A 22,700-nucleotide genomic window follows, 5' to 3' on the forward strand; every position below is an offset into this window, starting at 1 on the left:
ACCAAGGATGATGACAACTATGTGCGAGGTGCAGCAGTCCAAGAATTAGCGAATCACTTCAAAGATGACCCCGAAACCAAATCCTTCCTCAAAGAACGCGCTACCAAGGATGATGACAACTATGTGCGAGGTGCAGCAGTCCAAGAATTAGCGAATCACTTCAAAGATGACCCCGAAACCAAATCCTTCCTCAAAGAACGCGCTACCAAGGATGATAACTACTCTGTGCGAGGTGCAGCAGTCCAAGAATTAGCGAATCACTTCAAAGATGACCCCGAAACCAAATCCATCCTCATAGAACGCGCTACCCAGGATGATGACAACGATGTGCGAGGTGCAGCAGTCCAAGAATTAGCTAAATACTTTAAATATCAGCCTGAGTTGTTTGACACATACCACAACTGCGCTGTTAATGATTCCTTTGAGCGCAAAGAAGAGGATGAAACTAATCCTCGGCGCATTGCACTAGAGATAATTATCAAGCAATTTCCTCAGCATGACCAGACTTTACCACTGTTGCGCGACAGAGCCAAGAATGACCCAGATGAGCAAGTGCGGGAATTTGCACAGAAGAAGTTAAAGCAGTTGGAAGGGTAAATGTAAGCTGAGTATATACCCAGGAAAATCAGAGAACTCAAAGCAAAAAAAGCTTACTATTATCTATGTCACAATTGAGGAACAGACAATAAACCCAACCAATGAACAAGCACAAGCCTGTGTGCGAGTCTGCCAAATGTTATCTAATACCTACAAAGATATTCACCTGTTTCGTTTTAATATCCAAACTAGAGACATATATATTTTGGCAGGTGAAAATCTTCAAATTATCATACCCCATAATGGAAACTGGAGGTTTTTAAATGAAACCGAACTTTGAAACACTGACCAACAAAGAACTAACGGCTTATATACTTGCACACCGAGATGATGATGAGGCTATTCGTGTTTTATTTAGTCGCCGTAATCCTCCTGACTCAGAAGCAACTTGGTACGGGCCAATGGTGACTGAAGACGGTACGCCAATAGAAGAAAATATTCGCATTGCAGAAGAAGCAATTAAGCAACGCATTGAGCAAGCAAATCAAAGCAAGCAAGATTCTCAAAGTTAAGAATAAAAATGTAAGCTGAGGTTATGCCCAAGAAAATTAGAGAGCTTAAACGCTTGTTGTTGCAAGCAGGGTTTACTTATAAACCTGCAAAGGGTAGCCATAGTAAATGGATGCATCCGCAATTGCCTAAAGCTATCATTATTGCTGGTAAAGATGGTAGTGATGCCAAACCTTATTTAGAAAAGCAAGTTAATGAAGCACTTGAAGAATTAAATAAAATGAAAGAAGACGAGGAGACAGAAGAATGAAATATACAATCGTGATTCAATGGTCAGAAGAAGACCAATGTTATGTGGTTTTCCTTCCTGAGTTTACACATATAATGCAGCCTTGCACTCACGGAGAGACTTACGAAGATGCTCTGAAAAATGCTCAAGAAGTCTTAGAAATGCTGATTGAATCATCTTTGGCTGACGGTGAACCTTTACCAGAGCCTAAAACGCTAGGAAAGTCTTTGAAAGTTGCATAAAGAAAATAGGCGTTGCATATTTGCGGGATGAATTGAGATTTTTGTTCAAAACTAAAGATAGATTCTTTGCGTCTTTGCGCGAAACAAAATTCATCCCATTAATCAGCAACGCCAGAAAATACTGTGTTATGTCATGTCCGCTGAATCACTTACGATATGTCATTGCGAGGCTTATAAACTGAGTGGTTGGTTTAGCTGGAGCAGAGGAGCATCCCAAATTTGCAAAGAAAATTTGGTGCTATTTGACCTCTATAAACGATATTGTGTTATCTAAGTCTCCGATAGATCCATAATTACCAGCACTATACTCACGGCATACACCACCAGTTTCATTTGTGCATACACGTATTACTGTATCTGGTGGCACGCGTAATGAACTAATAGCGTCATTACCAACGACACTTAAATTACCTTGGTTGGCTTTATATACTCCTGGACTCGTAGGAAAAGACTGGGAAACTCCAGCAAAGTTAGAGTCTTTGTAGACTTGAACTTGTGCAAGTGGCGGTGTGTAAGAGAGCTTGTAGATAGTACCACTGTAGTCATCGGAGATTAACATATTCCCCTGCTTATCCACTGCCATATCCACGGGTCGCCCCCAGACTTCTTGCGTTGCTGTAACTACCCACCCACTAACTAAATCTATCTGGTTTCCTGGGAGCTTTGTCGCACTTTTCCAAGGGAAGTAAGCTACTTTGTAGCCCGTTTTTTTCCGTCGATTCCATGAACCGTGCAGCCCCACTACTACCCCATTTGAATACAAGCTGGGAAAGTTCGTATTTTGTAAGAAGGTTAATCCCAACGGCGCCGAATGCGCTTGGATACCCTTGTCAATCCTGTCCATCGCATTGCAATTAACATTTCCATTAGCATTGAACTGATAATCGCGGTCAAATGGCATATTGTTCAGGCCATTTGGCGTATCAGGATTGGGGTTACAGAATGGCCAACCGTAGTTGCCACCATCTCTAACTTGCGTAAACTCCTCTGGGGGGTGGTCGTCTACGTAGGACGGGATAATCTTACCGTAGTTGCCAGTACTATCGTTGAAGGGGTAGGCGATGTTGTCTCGATTATTGACGGCTACCCAGAAGTCATTTGTGTCAGGCAAGAATGCCAGTCCTTCTGCATTGCGTAAGCCTTGGGCAAAAAGCCGCGGATTGCTGCCATCAGCGTTGTATTGGTAAATCGCGCCGCGCTTTGGATTACTAACAGTATCTTTTAAGCAGGCGTTGCAGGTAGAGGCGATGGACACATATAGTTTGTGGTTGTTATCAAGTGCAATATTTTTCAGTTCGTGACCATAAGCGCCTTTCAGTTCTGAGGTGCTGCTGTCTGGTAAGCCAGCTATGACAACTTGGCGATTTTTCGCGGTTAAATCTCCAGATTTGTAGATGAAGCGGTTAATTTGATGAGTCTCGGAGATATAAACGTATGTGGTGCTGCCAATGGTGTGAAATACAATGTCGTGTGGTTTGCGCAGACCTGTTACGAAGTCAGAAATAATTGGGTCTTTGCTGCCATTTGACCGGACAATTAACACTTTACCTGTAGTGGGCTGCGACACTAAAAGATCGCCATTGGGAGCTACTGCTAGAAAGCGAGCTTTGGGAATTCGAGCATAAACAGAGATGGAGAAGTTGGGCGGCACTTTCAAGTAACGGCTAATATTGAAGGGCGCAGTGTCCATTGTAGTAGGCACTTTCACCTTAGTTTCAACAGATGCCGGCGGTGCTTGACCGAATGCTGCGGTGGGAAGAACCTGTAAAGATATCAGACTAGTAAATGAGGCTGTTAAGCTAACTAGCGATGCGGATAATATGCGTCCGAGCATCTGTTTTGGATTTACAGCAAACATAACCATTTTGAACTTCCTTTTAGTGTTGTAGTGATGTATGTTACATATAACTCTCGGCTGGTCGATTTTTTCGAGAGTCAAAATAAAGTTAACCAAAGATACTAGTTTTTGACAATACTCCGCTAGGGAAGTTTATCTACTACTATTTTTCCTAACCACGGTTGCGCGATGTCTACGACGGGCTGCGCCTACGCACAGAAAATAATTTGACTTAGAAAGTCCGGGAATTTACTCAGGGGAAGTTACAGCAGTGGGAAGGGTAAATGTAAGCTGAGTATATGCCCAAGAAAATCAGAGAACTCAAAAGCTTATTGCTGCAAGCAGGCTTTACCTACCGTCCTGGTAAAGATAGCCACACTAATTGGTATCATCTTCTCATACCTGGGAGAGTTACTATAGCAATCCTAAATGAGTCGTGAAAAATATAAATAAGGAAACGAACCGCCAAGAACGCCAAGGACACAAAGGGAAGAAAGAAGAAAGAGATATAGAATTTTCACAAATGATTTAGGACTGCTATAATTCACTGATAATGTTAGTATCGCAGAGAAAGCTCATACTATTCTTCAGCAAATGGAATAGGGCGATCGCTACATCGTGCAGGTGTCTCTAAAATATAATTTTCTTCAGCACAGATTTGACGTAGTTCTACAAAAGCATCTGCGAAGGAAGAGACTTTTTGTTGCTGATGCCAAGCAAGGAAGGCTTGAAAAAGTTTAGGTTCTACGATCGCCGCAACTAATTTGTCCTGCTTGAAGATTAATTGAGGTTCTGATGCAATAGCATCAATCACCTCTGGCAGTTTTTGTTGTGCTTCGTCAAGTTTCCAGTTCATTTGTTTTAAATGTTGGACTGCTGATTATAACTTAACGTAACTTTAGATATCGCTTGGCATAGATCCAGATAATCTTGATTAATCTGCGATCGCTTGCTAGTACTTCTCCATCGCTCAAAGAGTCGAGACAGAGCATAATCAGGATTAATCAGGCTGTGTTGTTGGTAAATTTTACTTATTTTTTGTGTTTTCAGCTAAATACTCAAAACAGCTAACTCAGCACGGGCTAAACGCCCCGCTACCGCTAACACTAAGGTAGCCGCCAAATTTTGATGGTGTTGTCCCAACTACTACCAACAAGGGTTTTGCCATCTGGGCTAATGGCGACGGAATAAACCGAGTCAGAATGCCCGCAGATCATAACTGTGCATCTATAAGCAAATGTATTTATTATCGCTTAAGCACGACCTACTTCTGGTAGAAACTGTCAAGACTACCACTGACAAGGGTTTAGCCATCTGGGCTATATTTGGTTTTGTTGATTTCTAGCCAGTTGCAGAGCAGGAACTGAACTCTGTTGAGCGCTGTATCAATTATGTAGAGCTATTCTACAGCACTCATTTGACAACTGGCATAGCTGGGACACCAGAAGCGGAAAGTTTTACCTTATCCCCCGTACACTTCTTTACTGTCCCGTTGTGTTGATATCTCCATTGAAACTGCAACTCGAAGTTATGAGATGCCAAATTGCCAAAATTGCTTAGGGCGGTATTTCATATCATGTTCGACTTAAGACTTATGTCATTGCGAGGGTCGCGTGGCAATCCCAAAACTTTGCGATTGCTTCATTCCACTTCGTTGCATTCGCAATGACATATCGTAAGTGATTTGCCGAACTTGATATCATCCCCATATTCTTTTCCTGGAACAGCTAATCTTCGCCCAAGATTTGCCACCACACTGCACTCATCACTCAATAGCCCCTTGTGATTTGAAGTTACAGAGGTGTCACAGAAGCCTGTTGCACCGTATTGTTAACAGTTTTTGGTTCTACAAAAGCTTCTCGACCTGTAATCAATCTAGAGCGACGATTACGAGTAATATAATTCCACGCCCACTGAAATACTACTAGTAATTTAGTGTCAAACTCGATTAAGAAGTAGATGTGAACTAGTAGCCAAAATGCCCAAGCAATGAAGCCTGTGAGTTTGATTAAGCCTAAATCTACAACAGCTAAATTTTGCCCAATCATCGCCAAACTACCCACATCGTTGTAATTAAATTGTGGCAAAGTCTGACCTTTAAGCCGTTGTTTAATTAGTTTACCTACATACTCTCCTTGTTGTTTAGCGACAGGTGCAACACCAGGTAAGACTTTACTATCTTGGTGGGAGAAGTTAGCTAAATCTCCAATTACGAAAATGTTGGCATAACCCTCGATAGACAAGTCAGGTTCTACAATTACACGCCCAGAGTAATCGCACTCTACACCTGTACTTTCTGCTAAGACTTTCCCCATTGGGGAACCTTGGACACCTGCTGCCCACAATATAGTTTTTGAGGCAATTTCTGTAAATTCATTGTCTTGCTTGAAAGTAACGATATCACCTTCAATATTTGTCACCCTAGTGTGAGTGTGGAGTTCCACACCCAACTTTTGCAAAGATACTGCTGCTGATGCCGATAACTCTGGCGCCATGTGTGGGAGGATGCGAGGGCCCCCTTGTAATAGTAAAATTTTCGTTTCTGAAGTGTCGATGCTGCGGAAATCTTCTTTGAGAGTTTTGTATGCCAACTCAGCGATCGCACCTGCTAATTCTACACCCGTCGGGCCACCCCCCACAATCACAAAACTCAACCAAGCACGGCGAATTTCTGGATCAGTTTCTTTTTCTGCTGCTTCAAATGCGCCAAATATCCGGCGACGCATTTCTATCGCATCTTCCACAGTTTTCAAGCCAGGAGCAACTTCTTTCCAGTCATCCTTACCAAAATAGGAATGGTTAGCACCTGTGGCGATAATTAATGTATCATAAGGTACTACTTCATCACCCAAAGTAACTTGTTGCGCTTTTGGATCAATATCATTTACTTCTCCCAACAACACCTTTGTATTCTTGCTTTTGCTAAATACAGATCGCAATGGTGCAGAAATATCAGAAGGTGCTAACGCACCTGTAGCAACTTGATATAAAAGCGGCTGAAATAGGTGAAAGTTACGTTTATCAATGAGAGTAACATTTACATTCGCTGCATTCAGAGCCTTTGTTGCATACAGTCCACCAAAACCACCACCAACGATTACAACCTGATGTGGTGCATTATTATTAAGTGCAACTACCATACGAAATATTTCCTTGTGTTAATAAGCTGTAACTATTCTTAACAAAGATGTAACAGCATTATGATAGAGGTTGCTGCTTATTTAGAACAATTGAAAAAATAATAAAAGTATTCAAAGTTATACCATTTTGAATTTTAGATTTTAGATTTTGGATTGGAAACCGCTTACTGTATCTGGGTTTCTCTGTCCATCTGTAGCAATCATTTTTCAAATTGATATTAGTGATGCAATACGGTTCGGTTAATATGTTTGGCTCTCGGAGATCCCCCCAACCCCCCTTAAAAAGGGGGGCTTTTTTCCTCCTTTACCCCCTTTTTAAGGGGGTCGCCACAGGCGGGGGGATCTTATCCGAACCGTATTGATTAGTGATGGGTCATTATCAAGAGAGAAAAGTTTAGTAATTATGAATTCGGCAAGCAGGTCTATTTGCACTCATTGAACTGCTTTCCTTCAACAATAAGATATTCACTATGAGCGATAACTATATTTTGAAACGTATGCATACATACAGACAGCAAATCCTAAAAGAAAATAAAGAAATCTGTTATTCGTCCAACCAAATAATAAGATACTAATAGTAGTAGCGTATACAAAAAACGATTTGTAGTTTCATTTAACTCATGTTTGAGTGCATCTGAGTACAGCTTAATATATTGCAAAATATCTTGATGAAATGTTTGCCAAGGCTTACAGGTAAAGTTTCTTGTAGCGAGTACAGAAATTCTTTAACCCTGCCCAAAAAATACTAACACCCCTATTGTTAAAGACTAGCGCCCCTACCCCAAGACAAATTTTAAGTTTATCTTGAGTAGGGGTTTCGGCGTTTGAGTACAACATTAATCAATCCAATAAATCCAATCAACATTAGTTTTCCTATCTAGTTGGAAGTCGCCTGATATAAGCATAAAAATAGCAGATAACTCTTTCTACCAGATAGACATTACCGATGCAACAGTCTTTAGACAATATTAGCGATGTCTACGACGGGCTACGCCAGACTACCAAAACGCAGAATTCTGCCCATACATCTATGCTGAAAAATTTACTCTCTGGCGTTTTTTTTGAGCCATTATTGAGTGATTTTCGCATTATTTTTGAGCGCGATCCCGCAGCCCGGAATTGGCTAGAGGTGGTGTTTTGCTATCCAGGATTGCACGCGCTATGTTTGCATCGTCTGGCTCACTGGTTACATTGTCGAGGAGTGAGTTTTATCCCCCGCTTAATTTCTCATTTGGGGCGATTTTTGACCGGAATTGAAATTCACCCAGGTGCAGAGATTGGTCAAGGCGTGTTTATTGACCACGGAATGGGTGTTGTGATTGGCGAAACTGCGATCGTCGGCGACTATACACTGATTTATCAGGGCGTCACCCTTGGCGGAACTGGTAAAGAAACTGGTAAGCGTCATCCCACAGTGGGTAAAAATGCTGTGATTGGGGCGGGTGCGAAAGTTTTAGGTAATCTGCAAATTGGCGATCGCGTCCGTATTGGTGCAGGTTCGGTTGTCTTGCGGGATGTTCCCAGCGATCGCACTGTGGTGGGAGTTCCCGGCCGAATTATTTCTCGGAATAAAAGCGCCAGCCTTTCTCCCTTAGAACATGGAAAGCTACCCGATGTGGAAGCAACCGTGATTCGTTCTTTGCTCTCGCGGATCGAGCAACTCGAAAAACAACTGCAAACTTTAGAAGTCAAGAGTCATTAGTCATTGGTCATTAGTCATTTGCAAATGACAACGGACAAATGAGAAAAGACAACGTACAAATGACAAAGGACAACGGACAAATGACAAATCATACTTTAGGCGATCAAGTATTGCAGATTCCTTTGAGCGATCGCTGGCGAATCTATCACCGTTTGCAAGAGTTAAAAATTAAGAGTTCCTGTCCCCCCGATGGTTCTTTACGAGTGGAAGTGAACAATTTGCTAGAAGCAATTCTAATTCGCAGTACGGTTATGCAATTTCTTGCTTCTCGTCACGAATTATTAGAGTGGCTAGAGCGTTGCTGGCATTACAGGGATGAATCCTGAGTAAAAATGAAAAGTTTTTCATACCCTACTCCCCACTCCCTACTCCCCACTCCCCCTTTTGTTCATAGATGCACAAACCTCGAATGAGTTTAGAAGTTGAAGTTACTGTCAGCTAGCAGATTTTGTTGCAAACTGAGAAAGATTAGTCGAGTTTTAGATTTTATCTAGTCTGCTAAATCTGAAATTTCCCTGACATATAACGACAATTAAAAAGGCGGAATTACCAAATTAAATTGGAATTTCTAATTTTTAACTCTTTTCCAAATTAATAAATTTAAAGTTCAACTATGCCGACTCGTAACAGAAATATAAAACTCCTCAACTTTTTGCACAATGAACTTGAACTTTCAAATGCTGATATTGCTGTAGCTCTGCGACACCGGGAATTAGAAAATGGCCCACTACCGATGCTTCTCTGGCAGTATGGTTTAGTTGACTTAGAACAGCTAGGAAAGATTTTTGATTGGCTAGCAGAACAAAGTTAACTAATTTGTATCCTTTAACTTTGAATATCATTACCTGCCTAAATTACACACCAATGCTCTAGAAAATATGAGGTCACTAAGATGATTACATCCTTAATTGCTGGATTCTGTGTTTTGCTTTGTTCCGGATTTGCTAATAGCTATATTAGTTCATTGCTACTCGAACAAATTTCAACTGACATCGGTAAAAACGATTAGTAAATTATACATGGTTTTAGTTCCCTGCCATACAGATGTGATGCTACTAATTGGACAATAATTAAGGATCATATATCCTACATTATGAATTGTGATATTTTTAGCATTTACCATTACTAGGGATTGTAGAGAGAAAGGATATTAAGAATACTTCCAACAGAGGGATATTTGCAATGAATCAAATCATAATTAATGACACGACATTACGTGATGGCGAACAAGCAGCAGGTGTTGCTTTTAACCTAGAAGAAAAAGTAGCGATCGCTAAGTTTCTCGATGCCATTGGTATACCGGAATTAGAAGTAGGTATACCGGCAATGGGTGAGGAAGAAACACGAGCGATCGCCGCAATTTCTGACTTGGGTTTACAAGCAAAACTCTTGGGCTGGAACCGCGCTGTCATTTCAGATATTAAGGCTTCTATCGCTTGCGGTCTGAATCGAGTGCATATTGCCATTCCCGTCTCTGGTATCCAAATTGCCACTAAATTTCACGGTCAATGGCGAGTAAGTTTACAAAAACTCAAAGACTCTATCAGCTTCGCTCTCGATCAAGGTCTTTGGGTAGCAGTCGGCGGAGAAGATTCTTCCAGGGCTGATGAAAACTTCCTCTTAGATGTAGCGCTTTATGCCCAAGAATGGGGTGCATCCCGCTTTCGCTTCTGCGACACCGTAGGAGTTCTTGACCCTTTCACCACCTACACCAAAGTCCAACGGCTGGTTTCAGCTTTGATGATTCCCCTAGAAATCCACACGCATAATGATTTTGGTATGGCAACTGCCAACGCACTTGCAGGTATCAAAGCCGGAGCCTCATCCGTGAATACCACAGTCAACGGATTAGGTGAAAGAGCAGGAAATGCAGCATTAGAAGAAGTTGTCATGGCTATCAAACGCATTTACGGCATCGATTTGGGCATTGACACTCCCAGTTTGCTGGAACTGTCTCAACTCGTTGCTGCCGCATCCGGTGCTAGTGTACCACCCTGGAAGGCGATCGTTGGCGAAAATACTTTTGCTCACGAATCTGGCATCCATGCTCACGGAGTATTGCAAAACCCCATCACCTACGAACCATTTGCTCCCGAAGAAGTGGGTTGGGAACGGCGCTTAGTATTAGGTAAACATTCTGGACGGCATTTGGTTTCAAACTTGCTAGAGCAGCATGGCATTTTCTTGAACTCCCAAGAAACCCAGTCTGTTTTAGACGCAGTGCGCCATCAATCGGTACAGAAAAAACGCAGTTTGACGACAGAAGAACTATTGAATTTGGTCAGAGAACAGAGGTATTCTCATGCAACGCGATGAATTAGAACTAAACCTACCACCTGCTTTTGAAATTGGTGAAAAAGTAAGAGTTCGTAAACTGCTAAAAAACGATGGTACTTTTCCCGGTAAGGAAGTCGGCCAAGTTTTAGTAAACAAGGGAGATATCGGCTACATAGCGAGTATAGGCACATATTTGCAGACTTCCTATATCTATGCTGTGCATTTCTTAGAAACAGGGTTCGTCGTCGGCTGTATGAAAAAAGAACTAGAATCTGTTGAGGAATCTCATGAAAGTAATGCTACGCATGAATGACGCCGGCACCTTAGTAGTTTACGTTGCTAAGAAAGACCTTGAAGAAGAAGTCGTCAAACAAACCGATGGAAATGATGGCAAGATTCTCACCCTAGCAAATGGTTGGGAATTGGAATTTAGTGAATTGCCAGATGCAGCCAATTTACCCAAAACTGTAGAAGCTAAACGCCTCGCTTAAAAAATGGGGAGTGGGGAGTAGGGAGTAGGGAGTTATGAGTTATGAGTTATGATTCTTAACTCTTAATTCCTAATTTTTAATTCTCTATTCCCCACTCCTAACTTTTAATTCCCTACTCCCCACTCCCCACTCCCAAATTTTTATCAATCATGGGTGACAAGTATTTGACGTTATCAGAATTGAATCTTGAGGGACAGTTATTAGGTTTTGTTGGTGGTGAACCAGGAAAATATAAATACTTGCAATTGGCAGTTCCATCTGGAAATGTAGAAATTAAACTGCCTAAAGAGTTGCGCCGTTCTCTAAGTTTATCCTTAGTTCCTGGTCAGCAAATTCGGGTTTTTGCTCATAGTAAGTTAGACTCGCACACAAGTAAAATTAAAATCAAAGCCTATCGGGTGACACCAATGGATGGGTGTCCAAATCAAGATTTACCACCTCAACCCAAAGCGAGGATTATGGTATGTCAAAAGTCTGGTTGCCTCAAGCGTGGTGGTAAAGAGTTATTATCAGAATTAGAAAAAACTTTGAGCGATCGCAATTTGTTAGACAAAGTTATCATTGAATATACTAGCTGCCAAAAATGCTGTAGCAGCGCCCCCAACTGGGTTTTAGAAATTGGTAACAAGAAATACAAGAATATTTCTACCGATGCGATCGCATCTTTGCTAGAAAGTCACTTAAGTTAATAGTACTAACCTTTTCTAGCTATTCTTAAAATAATACACGACTTTGTAGGGGTAAAATTTTTACCCCTATTTGTTGTTGCTATTGTCTGCCAATGACGGCATAGGCTAGTTCTAAGTAGGTTTGCAAAAAAAAACCAAATGTGAGAAAATAGGTCTTTCGTCCCTCGTTAACAAGGAGTATTCAGCATCAGTAATAGAGCGTAGACGCAAAACACAATATTTTTCTGCCAACCTATCTTAGGGTAAATATGAATAATTTTCCTTATATGAGAAAAAACCAAATAAACCAAATATTGTTAGGTCTTGCCATAGTTTTGTCATTAGTATTATGTGGAGAATTAGCAATTAGAGCTTATTCTTTTAATCTTGATTCTTTAGCTAATTCCACAGGTAAATATTTACGTGATTTTTCTAACAATTTTGACAAACTAAGAACAGTTATAGAATACTTGTGTTTAAATATTATATATATTCTGTGGTTAATAATAAATAAAAATCAACAAACAGATATAACTTTTATAAAAATACTAAAAAATAGTTCATTTTTTTTGTTAATTGCCTTGATAAGTTATCCAATAAGTACCGATGTTAATTTATATGTGCATTATGGTTTGATGAATTTAAATGGAATTAACCCTTTTATTAATGGTGCAGGCACATTTACTTCAAAGTTGTCTGCATTTCTTGTCTGGAAACAGACTTCAACTTATGGGCCTGTATCTCAACTATTTTTTACGTTTTCCGCTATTTTCGTTGCAATTACTCCTAGCTTAGGAATTTATGTATTTAAATTAATATGTCTTTTATTCCATATATTAAATGCTTACTTAATATGGCGGCATTTAAAAAACTCTCCTCATAAAGTTAATGTAACAATTGCATATTTAGTTAACCCATTTCTGCTATATGAGCAGGTTATAAATGCACATATTGATGTCTTTATTTCTACAGCTTTAATTATTTTAGTAATATGCCTCAAAAATCGTAATTATATAGCTGCGATCGTTACAGCTTGGATTGGTTTTCTAATTAAAACATTACCAATTATTTGGCTGCCTTTAGTTTTTGTTTACTTAATTAAGCAAAAACGTTGGAAAATTTTATTCAGTGCTATTTGTATCTCTGTAGCTATAATTTTTGCAGCTTATCTTATAGCTTTGCCTACAGTAGATGCTTGGAAAAGCCTTTTAAATCCTGGGGTTGAAGGAAAAGTAAGTGCTTCATTACATGCTTTAGTTAAGAAATTAATAAGTTTTAAAATTCTCAACTTTTCTCTAAGTTTCCAACAGAATCTCTTCTCAATATTTAAATCTCTAATGTTTTCTATATTTGTACTTTCTTATTTGATTATTCTGATAAAACCATATTGGAAAAAAAAATATTCTGAAACTAATCTTAGTATAAACATAGGATGGATTACCTTAATATTATTTCTATTTGCTGCTCCTTGGTATTGCTCTTGGTATTCCTCTGTACTGCTGGGAGTTGCAGCTTTAAACATACATTCAAAAAGATTCGTGATTACTAGCATCCTATTGTGTATTCCAAGTACAACTGTCGGTGTAACGCTTTTACCAGCCTTAGGAGCAATTATATTTTGGTTTGCCCGTGATATCCAAGCTCAAAAAAAATTGGTGTAAGGATTCAGGACATTGCTGATTCTAAGTATAATTATTACTTGTATTAAGCCGCTTTGCGTCTACAAACAGGGTTATAAATTGGATGGGTAGTAAATCATACTTAATTTCAGCAACGCCAGATTCAGTTCTAAGGTTAAGATGCAAATAACTCTGCATTCTCGTAATTGTTATGAGCCTTACCACTGCTAAACGCTTTACTATAGCTGAATATCATCGGCTAGCTGAACTCGGCTTTTTCGAGGAGGATGAGCGAGTAGAGCTAATTAAGGGTGAAATAGTCCAGATGGCTGCTAAAGGTACACCGCACTCTGTTTGTGAAACACGCCTAGAGAGAGAATTATATAAGTTAGTAGGCGATCGCGCAATCCTGCGAGGACAACAACCAATTACTTTATCTAACAACAGTGAGCCTGAACCAGATAGAGTAATTGCAAAAAATAGAGATGATGACTATCTAGGGAATCATCCCAATCCATCTGATATTTTACTCTTAATTGAGATTGCTGATTCATCCTTAAAATATGACCAAGAAGAAAAGCTACCTATTTATGCAGAAGCAGGTATTTCTGATTATTGGATATATAATTTAGTAGATTATTATCTAGAATGCTATAGCGAACCTTATCAAGCTTTGCAAGGTAAATTTGGTTATCGCCGCAAACTGATTTATCTGCCAAATGAATCAGTTCATCTGCCATGTTTCCCTGAATTGTCACTCGATTTATCTAAGATATTTTCTGGGATGTTATTTTAAAATCGCTGCAAAAGCAGATTAAAAAATTAGTATTAACTTGACAATCTACTCATCTCGATAAACATCTCTTCGATGTCCTACCCTAACAACTTTAACTATCAGCACATCATCTTGAATCTCGTATAAAATCCGATAATTGCCAATACGAATACGATATTTATTGTCGGTATTTTCTAGCTTGACAACGCCGCTAGGACGGGGATTGTCAGCCAGTTCTAAAATTTTCTCGTTAACTCTATCTCGAATATCAGCAGATAATTTTTTTAATTGTTTTACAGCCCTATTAGAAATTTCTATTTGATAAGTCACGATTCTAATTCTTGTTTGTACTGTTCCCAAGTAATAGTAGGTTCATTTTCAGCTTCTTCAAAGGCTTTAATATCCTCTTTATCCTCTACTTTCCTAATGTCTAACAGTTCTAGAACATCTTCTAAAGTGTCTTCATAAGCTTGTTCTAGTCTTTGATTGATTGCTTTTAACAACTCTTGTCTTTTAGTTGTAGTTTCCATAATTAACCTCTGCAACTGCAAAACTTTTAATTAATTTCCGATTGAGTGATTATATTATCTCCATTACATATAATCCTGAAACTCTCCTAATGGCTTATCAAAGTCATCTGTTATTGTAATCAAACCTTTGGCACTACCAAATAAAAGAGAGCGTTTTTTCTCTGGAATCACCGGAGTTAGCTTAACCACTGGCTGCTCATCTTTGGTGATGATAATTTCTTCGCCATTGATTGCTGCTTCGATTAATTCGTGTAAGTGTTGTGATGCTGTGTCGATAGTAATCTGTTGCATGACTTTCACTATTTAATTAACTATTTCAAGACTGAATTTCACTGTCTTATAAAACTGGGATTTGTTGCTGAAGATAACCGCCTTAAAATGTGTTTACAGCATGACGCACCAAGGTCTATTGATCTATAAATTATTTTTAAAAGACCATCGCTCAATTTTATTATAGCGTGTACACGCGCTATAAGGTCTTATATAATGAATAGGGTATTATTGCTATTTACCGCTGATACTGATATTCTCTTAAGGTGAAGTCAGCGGACGTTTATTCATAGATTTTCACTATAAATCGTCATGCTAGACTACAACACACCTGAGTATCTTCCTTCCTCAGAAGAGTTACCTTGTTCCGATGATACGCCTGTGGATAATGAACTACAAAACCTGATTCCCAACTTATTAAAAGCAATCTTAGCCTTAATTTGGCAAGACCGATGGGACTGGTTTTTTGGTGTTAATATGGGCATTTATGATCGTACAGGTCAAATTCGGCGAACTCCTATAATTCCTGATGGCTTCTTAAGCATAGGAGTACCACGCCGTAAGAATGATCCCAAGGGACGGTTAAGCTATGTTTTGTTAGAAGAAAATAACGTTTCTCCTACATTGGTGTTGGAAGTTGTTTCACAAACTTATGGGGGAGAATACGACAAGAAAAAGACCGATTATGCCAAGTTGGGCGTGTTGTATTATGTAACTTATAACCCTGATTATTATCAGCGCGACAAGCATCAACCTTTTGAAGTTTATCGACTAGAAAAAGGTGAATATGTGCGTCACCTTGGTGAACCCGCCTGGATGCCTGAAATAGGTTTGGGAATTGGTAGAAGTCAAGGTATCCATGAAGGATGGCAGCGCGAGTGGCTATACTGGTTTGATGAACAAGGTAATAGATTTCCCACTCCAGAAGAACTTGCAGAAGAAGCAAGTATTCGTGCTGAAGAAGCAAGTATTCGCGCAGAACAAGAAAGTATTCGTGCAGAACAAGAAAGTATTCGTGCAGAACAGGAACAACAGCAACGCAAATTAGTAGAACAGTTGTTACAGCGTTACCGCGATCGCTTTGGCGAATTACCTGAGTAGTTTCTTTTAAAGAAAATATTTAAGTTGCATAAACTAAGTAAAGACGCAATGAATATTAATTGTGTCTTTACGTTTAATCTTCATTTTTAAATCAATTCTTCCAATGCGTGTTGCAAATCATTTGTCACATCAGCAACAGCTTGTCTAGCAGCCAAACGATTTCCTTGATACGCCGAGTAACGCTCAGAAATAGATATGGGTTTACCCACAGTAATTTTGACTTTTTGCTTACCCAATTGCGGACGCTGTACAGCTTTATTACCTTTGATTTTAGAGATCATTTTCCCTAAAATTAAAGTTGTCTCAGCAAACCTCTCTGCTGTTGGATTTTCACGAATATAATTCCCAGAAACAGCCACAAAACTTTCTACTAAACGCATGTGCCACATCCGCGCATTCGCTTCTTCGGCAACGCGATCGCCTAAAGCTCTTTCTACAGCAGATACTCCTTTTACATCCTTAAATTCTTCTCTAAATATATAATTCCAGCCGGCTTGTTCTACCCGCCGACATCGGTCAGTTAAATTACCTTTTGACTGCAAATCAAAATACTGTTCTGATATTAACAGTGCCGCATTTAACAAAGCTTGCAAACGAACTGCTGACGCTTCATTTCTATCTGGAATTTGCCCAGCGACAATCTTGGGATCTGCCAGCTTTTGATGATAAAACCGGGTGTAAAATTCTTCCATCAACGAAAGTAAATGTTCTGCCAAAGCCAACAACCGAGGATAAAGCAACTCTACGGAAGCAAGTTCTGGTGGATTCACAGGTAAACCACTAGCCGCTTCCAATTCACTTAAAAGATTGGCGATCGCATCCCAAGGAGCATCAACGTAACTATATTTAATCCCAACTGGTACAATTAGAACCTGTTGATCACGTCCAGCTTTTTGCAAATCTTCAGCACACCAAAAGCCTAATTGGGCGATACCAGGTTCTAGGGGGCTAATATTTTCTGATAAACCATTGGTAGCACCTTCTGGCGCAGCCGCCATCGGGAATTTCCCATTGGCAAACAAGTCACGCGCCGAACGTAACCCCGTCCAGTCAGCTTTACCGCGCTGAATCGGAGTACCACCTAAACGAGAAGCAATCCAACCTACATAGGAACCGGCCCATAGAGGAATGCCGCGATCGTAGATGAAATGAGCGTGAATCGGAAGTTGTAGTATTGTACCTTGCGATCGCGCTACCTTCGGCACGAGTTGAGACAGCAAGTAGGTCAAACAAAATGGATCATCTGTTTTAGGATGACGAAATGCCAACATAAAGCGGACTTTACCATCTTGAAACTGTTGATAAAGATCCACCAAATTCTCTACGTTGTCTGCTTCAATTTGGGTAATAGCTGTTTGCCAGTTTATCCAACTGGGTAGCAACAGATGGACAACTCGTAGAAATAACGGGTTAAAGGCCGGAGGAATAAATTCTAAGGGTGCTTGTGCTTGATAAATTACATCTGCCAAAGTAGTTTCTCCTAAAGGTGCCGCGATTTCTAATCGCCCGGTGTTATTTCTTTTAAGATATCTTAACGGCTGTAAGTAGTTAGTCAACATTAAATATACATTTGTCATTGCGAGGGTCGCGTACTCCTGCAAATAAGCAAACTACGTGCAGCGTCTCGTTTGCACAGCCTTTATTAGAGAAGATAAGCAATCGCAAGACTTCGAGATTGCAACTCTTGGAGACGCTCCGCGAACACGACCTTCGCAATCACTGCCTACTTACTTAAGCTGTAGTTATTAATATTGCAACTGTAGCGGTATCTGTCATGACGGGAGCAGCTCCCGAACTTATGGGAGCGGTATCTGTCATGACGGGAGCGGTTCCCGAACTTATGGGAGCGGTATCTGTCATGACGGGAGCGGTTCCCGAACTTATGGGAGCAGTATCTGTCATGACGGGAGCGGTTCCCGAACTTATGGGAGCGGTATCTCTCATGACGGGAGCGGTATCTCCCGTGATTTCCAGGCAAAACAAAGTATGCGCCATCAAGTTGTGCTTATCAACTTAGTTAGGACTTACGCAATAACTCTCTGAAACCCTTATTCCTACCCCTGCGGGAAGCCACTTGCAGAGGAGCCAGTGCGTGAGATAAATTCATACTTTCATTCAACAACGCCGCAAATATTAATAACAAGATAGACTCAAGCTAAATCCTAACAATATATTTTCACCCGATAATTGTGTGGGCAGATTTCGCACTTCCACATCTTGTTTTTGGCGATAAATTTCCACTTGCTGCTGTTGGGGATTAATCAGCCATGCTAATTGCACGCCTGCATCCATATACTCTTGCATTTTGGAACGCAACATTTCCAAATCATCTGTTGCTGACCTTAATTCAATGACAAAATCGGGTGCAATGGGGGGAAATTTGCGTCTTTGTTCAAGTGTAAGTGCTTGCCATCGTTCTCGTTGAATCCAAGCTGCATCTGGCGAACGGTCAGCACCATTGGGTAACTTAAATATAGTAGAAGAACTGAAGGTAAAACCGAGGGCAGTTTGCCGATTCCAAATTCCCAAATCAATAATTAAATCTGCTTCTCGATTGCCGCTTTCTCCTCCAACGGGGGACATGATGATTAATTCTCCCTTGGCAGTGCGTTCAAATTTAAATTCGCGGTTGTTTTGACATAAGTGATAAAATTGTTCGTCACTTAGGTGAACAGTGTCTAGTTTTAATGTCAAATGACTCATAACCTAGACCTAGATTAAATAGTTGCAAGGATTATATTATGCCATATCTTAACGGCTGTAAGATGCTGATCGCGCTCACAATGCAGGTTCCAAAACTAGGATAACTTCTTAGTCCGGCCAGGCGAACGAGAGTTTGTGTGTCCGCGATTTCTAATCGTCCGGTGGTTTATAAACAAATTAGAGATTCTGGAAAGGGAATAAACGATGCGACTGTCACAAATGTTATTCGTTACACTGCGGGATGATCCGGCTGATGCTGAGATTCCCAGCCATAAATTATTACTCCGTGCAGGCTACATTCGTCGCATCGGTAGCGGTATTTATGCTTATCTCCCGTTGATGTGGCGGGTACTGCAAAAAGTTTCCCAAATTGTCCGGGAAGAAATGAATGCTACAGGCGCACAAGAATGTCTTTTGCCGCAATTACAACCTGCTGATTTATGGAAGGAATCGGGACGTTGGGACACTTATACGAAAGCTGAGGGGATCATGTTTTCCCTGATTGACCGCCGTGAGCAACAATTAGGATTAGGGCCAACTCATGAGGAAGTTATTACTGCGATCGCTCGTGATATGATTCGCTCTTATCGTCAGCTACCACTACATCTCTACCAAATTCAAACCAAATTTCGCGATGAAATTCGTCCCCGCTTTGGTTTGATGCGTGGACGAGAGTTTATCATGAAGGACGGCTACTCTTTCCATGCCGATGAAGCCAGCCTCATAGAAACTTACCAGGATATGTATAAAGCCTACAGCAATATTCTGCGGCGTTCTGGTTTAGCTTTTCGAGCAGTGGAAGCTGATTCTGGTGCAATTGGCGGTTCTGGTTCCACAGAATTTATGATTTTGGCGGAAGCTGGTGAAGATGAAGTTCTCTACACTGAGGATGGTAAATACGCCGCCAACGTAGAAAAGGCTGTTTCTTTACCAATTGACACCGAAAGCTCACGGTTTACAACTTATGAGAAACGCGATACACCTGGAACAGAAACCATTGAAAAGGTTTGTCAACTCCTCAACTGTTCTCCCACTCAATTAGTGAAAAATGTCCTTTATCAGACAGTTTATGATAACGGTATAACGGTGTTGGTTCTGGTGAGCATTCGAGGCGATCAAGAAGTTAATGAAGTCAAGTTGCAAAATGAACTGACTAAACTAGCTCCTGAATATGGTGCTAAAACTATTATTAGTTTGAATGTACCAAATGTAGAAGCCCAACAAGCATGGACAGCGAAATCTCTACCTTTAGGCTACATTGCCCCAGATATTGCAGATGATTATATTGCCGCCAATAAACAGATCCATCCCAAATTTTTACGCTTGGTGGATCAAACAGTCGTTGATTTAAAAAACTTTGTTACAGGTGCCAATGAAGCTGGTTATCACGTAGTTGGTGCTAATTGGAATGAGCAACTTAAGTTACCAAGCAGTGTAGTAGATGTGCGGAAGTCCAGACCAGGCGATCGCGCCATCCACAACCCAGAACAAATTCTTGCAAGCGCCCGTGGAATCGAAGCAGGTCACATCTTCCAATTAGGCACTAAATATTCCCAAGCGATGGGAGCAACTTATACCAATGAACAGGGTGAAGAAAAGCCGCTATTTATGGGTTGTTTTGGTGTAGGTGTATCACGATTAGCACAAGCTGCCGTAGAGCAATCTTACGATAAAGATGGGATTATTTGGCCAGTTGCGATCGCACCTTATCACGCGATCGTCACAATTCCTAACATTAAAGATGCTCAACAAATTGAAATCGCCCAAAAACTTTACACAGAACTTAATCAAGCGGGAATCGAAACTCTACTCGATGACCGCGATGAAAGGGCGGGAGTGAAATTTAAAGACGCTGACTTGATTGGCATACCTTATAGAATTGTAACCGGACGTGCGATCGCTAATGGCAAAGTCGAAGTTGTAGAAAGAGCAACCCGTAACTCTCAAGAAATTGTCATTGAGGAAGTTACAACTACACTTCATAAGTGGATTACGGAAGCAATAGAGGGTAAAAATTAAACGCAAAGGGAAGCGCAGAGGTTCGCGGAGGGGCTTTTGTAATAAATACTTTGCGTTCCTTTGCGTTTTCCTCAGCGTTCCTCTGCGTTGTAAATTTCATCTTCAACATCTCCAGAAAGAATGAGATTTATATAATTTGGCAGGTGACGGATAAAAAGTAAAAATTCTAAAATGGAGTTAGAGATTTGCAAAATTAAAAATAATCGCATTTTGAGGCATAAAGTCTCCTCCCGGTTGGGGGAAACTCTTCAGTTATAACTATCGTCCTTAATCAGGCTGCTCCTCACATAACCACCATCTCAGCCCTCAGTCAGGAAGGTTTTGAACATGAAAGACCAACAAGGATCTAATCGTATTTCTTCAGGCGTAATTGCAGCCGTCTCAGTAGTGGTTTTAGCAGTGGGTGGCGGTGTGGCTTGGTTTACCTCACAGTCCAGCAATTCTCCTACACCATCAAACCCCTCTGCGCGCATCGAACAGCCAGCACAGCCATCAACTAGGCAGCCAGTTAATGAGCAAACCCCTAACGTTTATTGGCTCAGATCAAAGGAAAATGACAAAAATGTTGCTTTGGTTCCCCAGCCTCTTAAAATAGCTTCTGTACGCTCCAACCAGCCTTTAGAAGCAGCTTTCCAGAGTTTGTTAGCAGGGCCAACAGAAGGGACAGATTCGACAACTATTCCCAAAGGAACCAAACTATTGGGGCTGAAGACGGAAAATGATGAAGTTCACGTTAATTTATCTGAAGATTTTACCAGTGGTGGTGGTAGCACTTCAATGATGGGTCGGGTGGGACAAGTTGTTTACACTGCGACAACTTTAAATCCAAAAGCCAAGGTTTACATTGACATTAACGGCAAACCGTTGGATGTTTTAGGCGGTGAGGGTGTAGAGTTGCAACAGCCACTAACTCGTGAAAGCTTTCAGAAAAATTATCCGCTTTAAAAAAGTTAGGAGTTAGAAGTTAGGAGTGAGGAGTTTTAACTCATAACTCATAACTCATAACTCATAACTCTTAGTTAAGCTTGCCGATTACTATTTAACACCCGAAAGTTACGGGCTTGCTGTTCTAACCTTGTGGCGAGGCGATCGCAAACCCGATTACACAAATCAAAAATCATTTGATCTTCTACCCGGTAATAGGCGCAAGTTCCTTCACTGCGGCGGCTAAGAATACCTGCTTGCCACATTACTTTCAGGTGTTTTGACACATTTGCCTGAGAAGTCTGTGTTGCCTCTACCAACTCTTGCACGCATTTTTCTTCATCCCGTAGTAAGTGTAGCAGCCGCAGGCGCATCGGCTCACTTAACAGACTGAAGTATTCAGCTACTTGTTGCACCACTTCTGGTGGTAAAGGCAACGCTTGTTTCATCAGGATTAACCCGCAAGGACTGAAAGTTTTAACAATGACTCATTTCATATATAGATTAATACTTAATCTGGGTTAATTCGCATCATAGGTTGACCATATTCTACGGCATCACCATTTTGGAGAAGAATTTCCATCACCTGTCCAGAGACTTCGGCTTCGATTTCATTCATCAGCTTCATCGCCTCAATGATACAGACTGTTTGACCCTTGCGGACGCGATCGCCCACTTCTACAAATGCCGCTTCCCCCGGCGCAGGAGCGCGATAAAACGTTCCTACCATTGGGGAAGGCACTTCTACTAATCTCTGATCAATGATTGAGGGAGGATTTACTGACAGTTGCACTTGTGTGCTAGTACCAGTATTCTCAAACACGCGAGATGTGGACACCTCCGTTACCTGACTTGCGCTCACCTGGTTTCCCCCAGATGAACCCGACAAGCCCGAACCTACCACACCGCCTAAGGTGGCTTGACCTACCGACAAAACCTGATTGCTAATGCTCACAGCCTTACGGACTGTTAGTTCAAAGTCATCGCTTTTGAGTATGACTTCTGCAATATCTGTTTGTGCGATAGTTGCCAGTAGTTGGCGGATTTCATTAAAGTCCAATGGCAC

At 40.8% G+C, this 22,700-nt stretch carries 30 protein-coding genes; 18 read left to right on the forward strand and 12 right to left on the reverse strand.

Translation table 11 applies throughout. The features are described 5' to 3' along the window. The 5 genes from F8S12_RS12210 to F8S12_RS12225 form a co-directional block, all read left to right on the forward strand. Positions 1 to 597 (forward strand): HEAT repeat domain-containing protein (locus tag F8S12_RS12210; RefSeq protein ID WP_196516546.1); only part of this gene is annotated, 597 nt, incomplete at its 5' end. A gap of 88 nt (positions 598 to 685) precedes the next feature. After that, entirely contained in the window at positions 686 to 877 is a 192-nt protein-coding gene (locus F8S12_RS42300) for a DUF6888 family protein (protein ID WP_442946799.1), read from the forward strand. After that, positions 861 to 1,109 carry a DUF6887 family protein gene (locus F8S12_RS12215; protein WP_196516547.1) on the forward strand — a complete coding sequence of 83 codons (249 nt, stop codon included), beginning with the start codon at positions 861 to 863 and terminating at the stop codon, positions 1,107 to 1,109. The genes F8S12_RS42300 and F8S12_RS12215 overlap by 17 nt, the downstream gene beginning before the upstream one ends. Positions 1,110 to 1,132: 23 nt before the next feature. Continuing rightward, positions 1,133 to 1,357, forward strand: coding sequence for a type II toxin-antitoxin system HicA family toxin (locus F8S12_RS12220; RefSeq protein WP_196516548.1), 225 nt, complete (start codon positions 1,133 to 1,135; stop codon positions 1,355 to 1,357). Then, complete coding sequence (locus F8S12_RS12225) at positions 1,354 to 1,578, forward strand: type II toxin-antitoxin system HicB family antitoxin (RefSeq protein WP_196516549.1); 225 nt, start codon at positions 1,354 to 1,356, stop codon at positions 1,576 to 1,578. The genes F8S12_RS12220 and F8S12_RS12225 overlap by 4 nt, the downstream gene beginning before the upstream one ends. 238 nt (positions 1,579 to 1,816) lie before the next feature. On the opposite strand, the gene F8S12_RS12230 is transcribed toward F8S12_RS12225, so the two are convergent. After that, entirely contained in the window at positions 1,817 to 3,442 is a 1,626-nt protein-coding gene (locus F8S12_RS12230; RefSeq protein ID WP_196516550.1) for a PQQ-dependent sugar dehydrogenase, read from the reverse strand. Between the two features lie 272 nt (positions 3,443 to 3,714). Between F8S12_RS12230 and F8S12_RS12235 the strand changes: the two genes are divergently transcribed. Continuing rightward, positions 3,715 to 3,855, forward strand: coding sequence for a type II toxin-antitoxin system HicA family toxin (locus F8S12_RS12235; protein WP_196516551.1), 141 nt, complete (start codon positions 3,715 to 3,717; stop codon positions 3,853 to 3,855). A 140-nt stretch (positions 3,856 to 3,995) separates the two neighbouring features. Here the strand turns inward: F8S12_RS12235 and F8S12_RS12240 are convergent, their stop codons facing one another. The 3 genes from F8S12_RS12240 to F8S12_RS12250 form a co-directional block, all read right to left on the reverse strand. Next, positions 3,996 to 4,271: a prevent-host-death protein gene (locus F8S12_RS12240; RefSeq protein ID WP_196516552.1), complete on the reverse strand. Its 276-nt coding sequence runs from the start codon at positions 4,269 to 4,271 to the stop codon at positions 3,996 to 3,998. Positions 4,272 to 4,521: 250 nt separating this feature from the next. Continuing rightward, a complete protein-coding gene (locus F8S12_RS12245) occupies positions 4,522 to 4,632 on the reverse strand; it encodes a WD40 repeat domain-containing protein (RefSeq protein WP_196516553.1) in 111 nt (36 codons plus the stop codon). A gap of 576 nt (positions 4,633 to 5,208) precedes the next feature. Further along, the gene (locus F8S12_RS12250; RefSeq protein WP_196516554.1) at positions 5,209 to 6,555 is read right to left on the reverse strand and encodes an NAD(P)/FAD-dependent oxidoreductase; all 1,347 of its coding nucleotides are present in this window, start codon (positions 6,553 to 6,555) and stop codon (positions 5,209 to 5,211) included. Positions 6,556 to 7,501: 946 nt separating this feature from the next. Here F8S12_RS12250 and cysE point away from each other — a divergent pair. The 9 genes from cysE (at position 7,502) to F8S12_RS12295 (ending at position 14,108) form a co-directional block, all read left to right on the forward strand. Next, positions 7,502 to 8,257, forward strand: a complete 756-nt coding sequence (gene cysE / locus F8S12_RS12255) for a serine O-acetyltransferase (protein WP_196516555.1) — start codon at positions 7,502 to 7,504, stop codon at positions 8,255 to 8,257. Positions 8,258 to 8,337: 80 nt separating this feature from the next. Beyond that, complete coding sequence (locus F8S12_RS12260) at positions 8,338 to 8,583, forward strand: Asr1405/Asl0597 family protein (protein ID WP_196516556.1); 246 nt, start codon at positions 8,338 to 8,340, stop codon at positions 8,581 to 8,583. Positions 8,584 to 8,870: 287 nt separating this feature from the next. After that, a complete protein-coding gene (locus F8S12_RS12265; protein ID WP_196516557.1) occupies positions 8,871 to 9,068 on the forward strand; it encodes a DUF2949 domain-containing protein in 198 nt (65 codons plus the stop codon). A gap of 371 nt (positions 9,069 to 9,439) precedes the next feature. Next, entirely contained in the window at positions 9,440 to 10,573 is a 1,134-nt protein-coding gene (gene nifV, locus F8S12_RS12270) for a homocitrate synthase (RefSeq protein ID WP_196516558.1), read from the forward strand. Beyond that, positions 10,560 to 10,847 carry a nitrogen fixation protein NifZ gene (locus F8S12_RS12275; RefSeq protein WP_094327372.1) on the forward strand — a complete coding sequence of 96 codons (288 nt, stop codon included), beginning with the start codon at positions 10,560 to 10,562 and terminating at the stop codon, positions 10,845 to 10,847. Before nifV ends, F8S12_RS12275 begins: the two co-directional genes overlap by 14 nt. Beyond that, entirely contained in the window at positions 10,822 to 11,025 is a 204-nt protein-coding gene (gene nifT / locus F8S12_RS12280) for a putative nitrogen fixation protein NifT (protein ID WP_196516559.1), read from the forward strand. The genes F8S12_RS12275 and nifT overlap by 26 nt, the downstream gene beginning before the upstream one ends. Positions 11,026 to 11,174: 149 nt before the next feature. Continuing rightward, complete coding sequence (locus tag F8S12_RS12285; protein WP_196516560.1) at positions 11,175 to 11,714, forward strand: (2Fe-2S) ferredoxin domain-containing protein; 540 nt, start codon at positions 11,175 to 11,177, stop codon at positions 11,712 to 11,714. A gap of 248 nt (positions 11,715 to 11,962) precedes the next feature. Further along, on the forward strand, positions 11,963 to 13,354 hold the full coding sequence (locus tag F8S12_RS12290) for a hypothetical protein (RefSeq protein ID WP_196516561.1): 1,392 nt from the start codon (positions 11,963 to 11,965) through the stop codon (positions 13,352 to 13,354). A gap of 169 nt (positions 13,355 to 13,523) precedes the next feature. After that, complete coding sequence (locus tag F8S12_RS12295; RefSeq protein ID WP_196516562.1) at positions 13,524 to 14,108, forward strand: Uma2 family endonuclease; 585 nt, start codon at positions 13,524 to 13,526, stop codon at positions 14,106 to 14,108. Between the two features lie 45 nt (positions 14,109 to 14,153). On the opposite strand, the gene F8S12_RS12300 is transcribed toward F8S12_RS12295, so the two are convergent. From F8S12_RS12300 to F8S12_RS12310, 3 genes are all read right to left on the reverse strand, one after another. Then, entirely contained in the window at positions 14,154 to 14,417 is a 264-nt protein-coding gene (locus tag F8S12_RS12300) for a type II toxin-antitoxin system RelE family toxin (protein ID WP_196516563.1), read from the reverse strand. Continuing rightward, complete coding sequence (locus F8S12_RS12305) at positions 14,414 to 14,617, reverse strand: hypothetical protein (RefSeq protein WP_196516564.1); 204 nt, start codon at positions 14,615 to 14,617, stop codon at positions 14,414 to 14,416. The genes F8S12_RS12300 and F8S12_RS12305 overlap by 4 nt, the downstream gene beginning before the upstream one ends. A gap of 63 nt (positions 14,618 to 14,680) precedes the next feature. After that, positions 14,681 to 14,908: a type II toxin-antitoxin system Phd/YefM family antitoxin gene (locus F8S12_RS12310; protein ID WP_196516565.1), complete on the reverse strand. Its 228-nt coding sequence runs from the start codon at positions 14,906 to 14,908 to the stop codon at positions 14,681 to 14,683. Between the two features lie 291 nt (positions 14,909 to 15,199). Between F8S12_RS12310 and F8S12_RS12315 the strand changes: the two genes are divergently transcribed. Further along, entirely contained in the window at positions 15,200 to 15,988 is a 789-nt protein-coding gene (locus F8S12_RS12315; RefSeq protein ID WP_196516566.1) for a Uma2 family endonuclease, read from the forward strand. Positions 15,989 to 16,074: 86 nt separating this feature from the next. Here F8S12_RS12315 and F8S12_RS12320 read toward each other — a convergent pair whose 3' ends face one another. From F8S12_RS12320 to F8S12_RS12330, 3 genes are all read right to left on the reverse strand, one after another. Beyond that, a complete protein-coding gene (locus F8S12_RS12320) occupies positions 16,075 to 17,457 on the reverse strand; it encodes a 1-acyl-sn-glycerol-3-phosphate acyltransferase (protein WP_196516595.1) in 1,383 nt (460 codons plus the stop codon). Between the two features lie 262 nt (positions 17,458 to 17,719). Next, on the reverse strand, positions 17,720 to 17,983 hold the full coding sequence (locus F8S12_RS12325) for a hypothetical protein (protein ID WP_196516567.1): 264 nt from the start codon (positions 17,981 to 17,983) through the stop codon (positions 17,720 to 17,722). 138 nt (positions 17,984 to 18,121) lie between these two features. Beyond that, positions 18,122 to 18,691: a Uma2 family endonuclease gene (locus tag F8S12_RS12330; RefSeq protein WP_196516568.1), complete on the reverse strand. Its 570-nt coding sequence runs from the start codon at positions 18,689 to 18,691 to the stop codon at positions 18,122 to 18,124. 204 nt (positions 18,692 to 18,895) lie between these two features. On the opposite strand from F8S12_RS12330, the gene F8S12_RS12335 reads away from it, so the two are divergent. Together F8S12_RS12335 and F8S12_RS12340 are read left to right on the forward strand one after the other, a co-directional pair. Next, a complete protein-coding gene (locus F8S12_RS12335; RefSeq protein ID WP_196516569.1) occupies positions 18,896 to 20,710 on the forward strand; it encodes a proline--tRNA ligase in 1,815 nt (604 codons plus the stop codon). 327 nt (positions 20,711 to 21,037) lie between these two features. Further along, the gene (locus F8S12_RS12340; protein ID WP_196516570.1) at positions 21,038 to 21,655 is read left to right on the forward strand and encodes a GerMN domain-containing protein; all 618 of its coding nucleotides are present in this window, start codon (positions 21,038 to 21,040) and stop codon (positions 21,653 to 21,655) included. A 74-nt stretch (positions 21,656 to 21,729) separates the two neighbouring features. Here F8S12_RS12340 and F8S12_RS12345 read toward each other — a convergent pair whose 3' ends face one another. Beyond that, on the reverse strand, positions 21,730 to 22,083 hold the full coding sequence (locus F8S12_RS12345; protein WP_196516571.1) for an ArsR/SmtB family transcription factor: 354 nt from the start codon (positions 22,081 to 22,083) through the stop codon (positions 21,730 to 21,732). A 62-nt stretch (positions 22,084 to 22,145) separates the two neighbouring features. Continuing rightward, positions 22,146 to 22,700 (reverse strand): acetyl-CoA carboxylase biotin carboxyl carrier protein, encoded by a 555-nt coding sequence (gene accB / locus F8S12_RS12350; protein ID WP_196516572.1) that lies wholly within the window; start codon positions 22,698 to 22,700, stop codon positions 22,146 to 22,148.

The sequence above is a fragment of the Nostoc sp. WHI genome, assembly GCF_015714725.1.
Taxonomy (GTDB): Bacteria; Cyanobacteriota; Cyanobacteriia; order Cyanobacteriales; family Nostocaceae; genus Nostoc.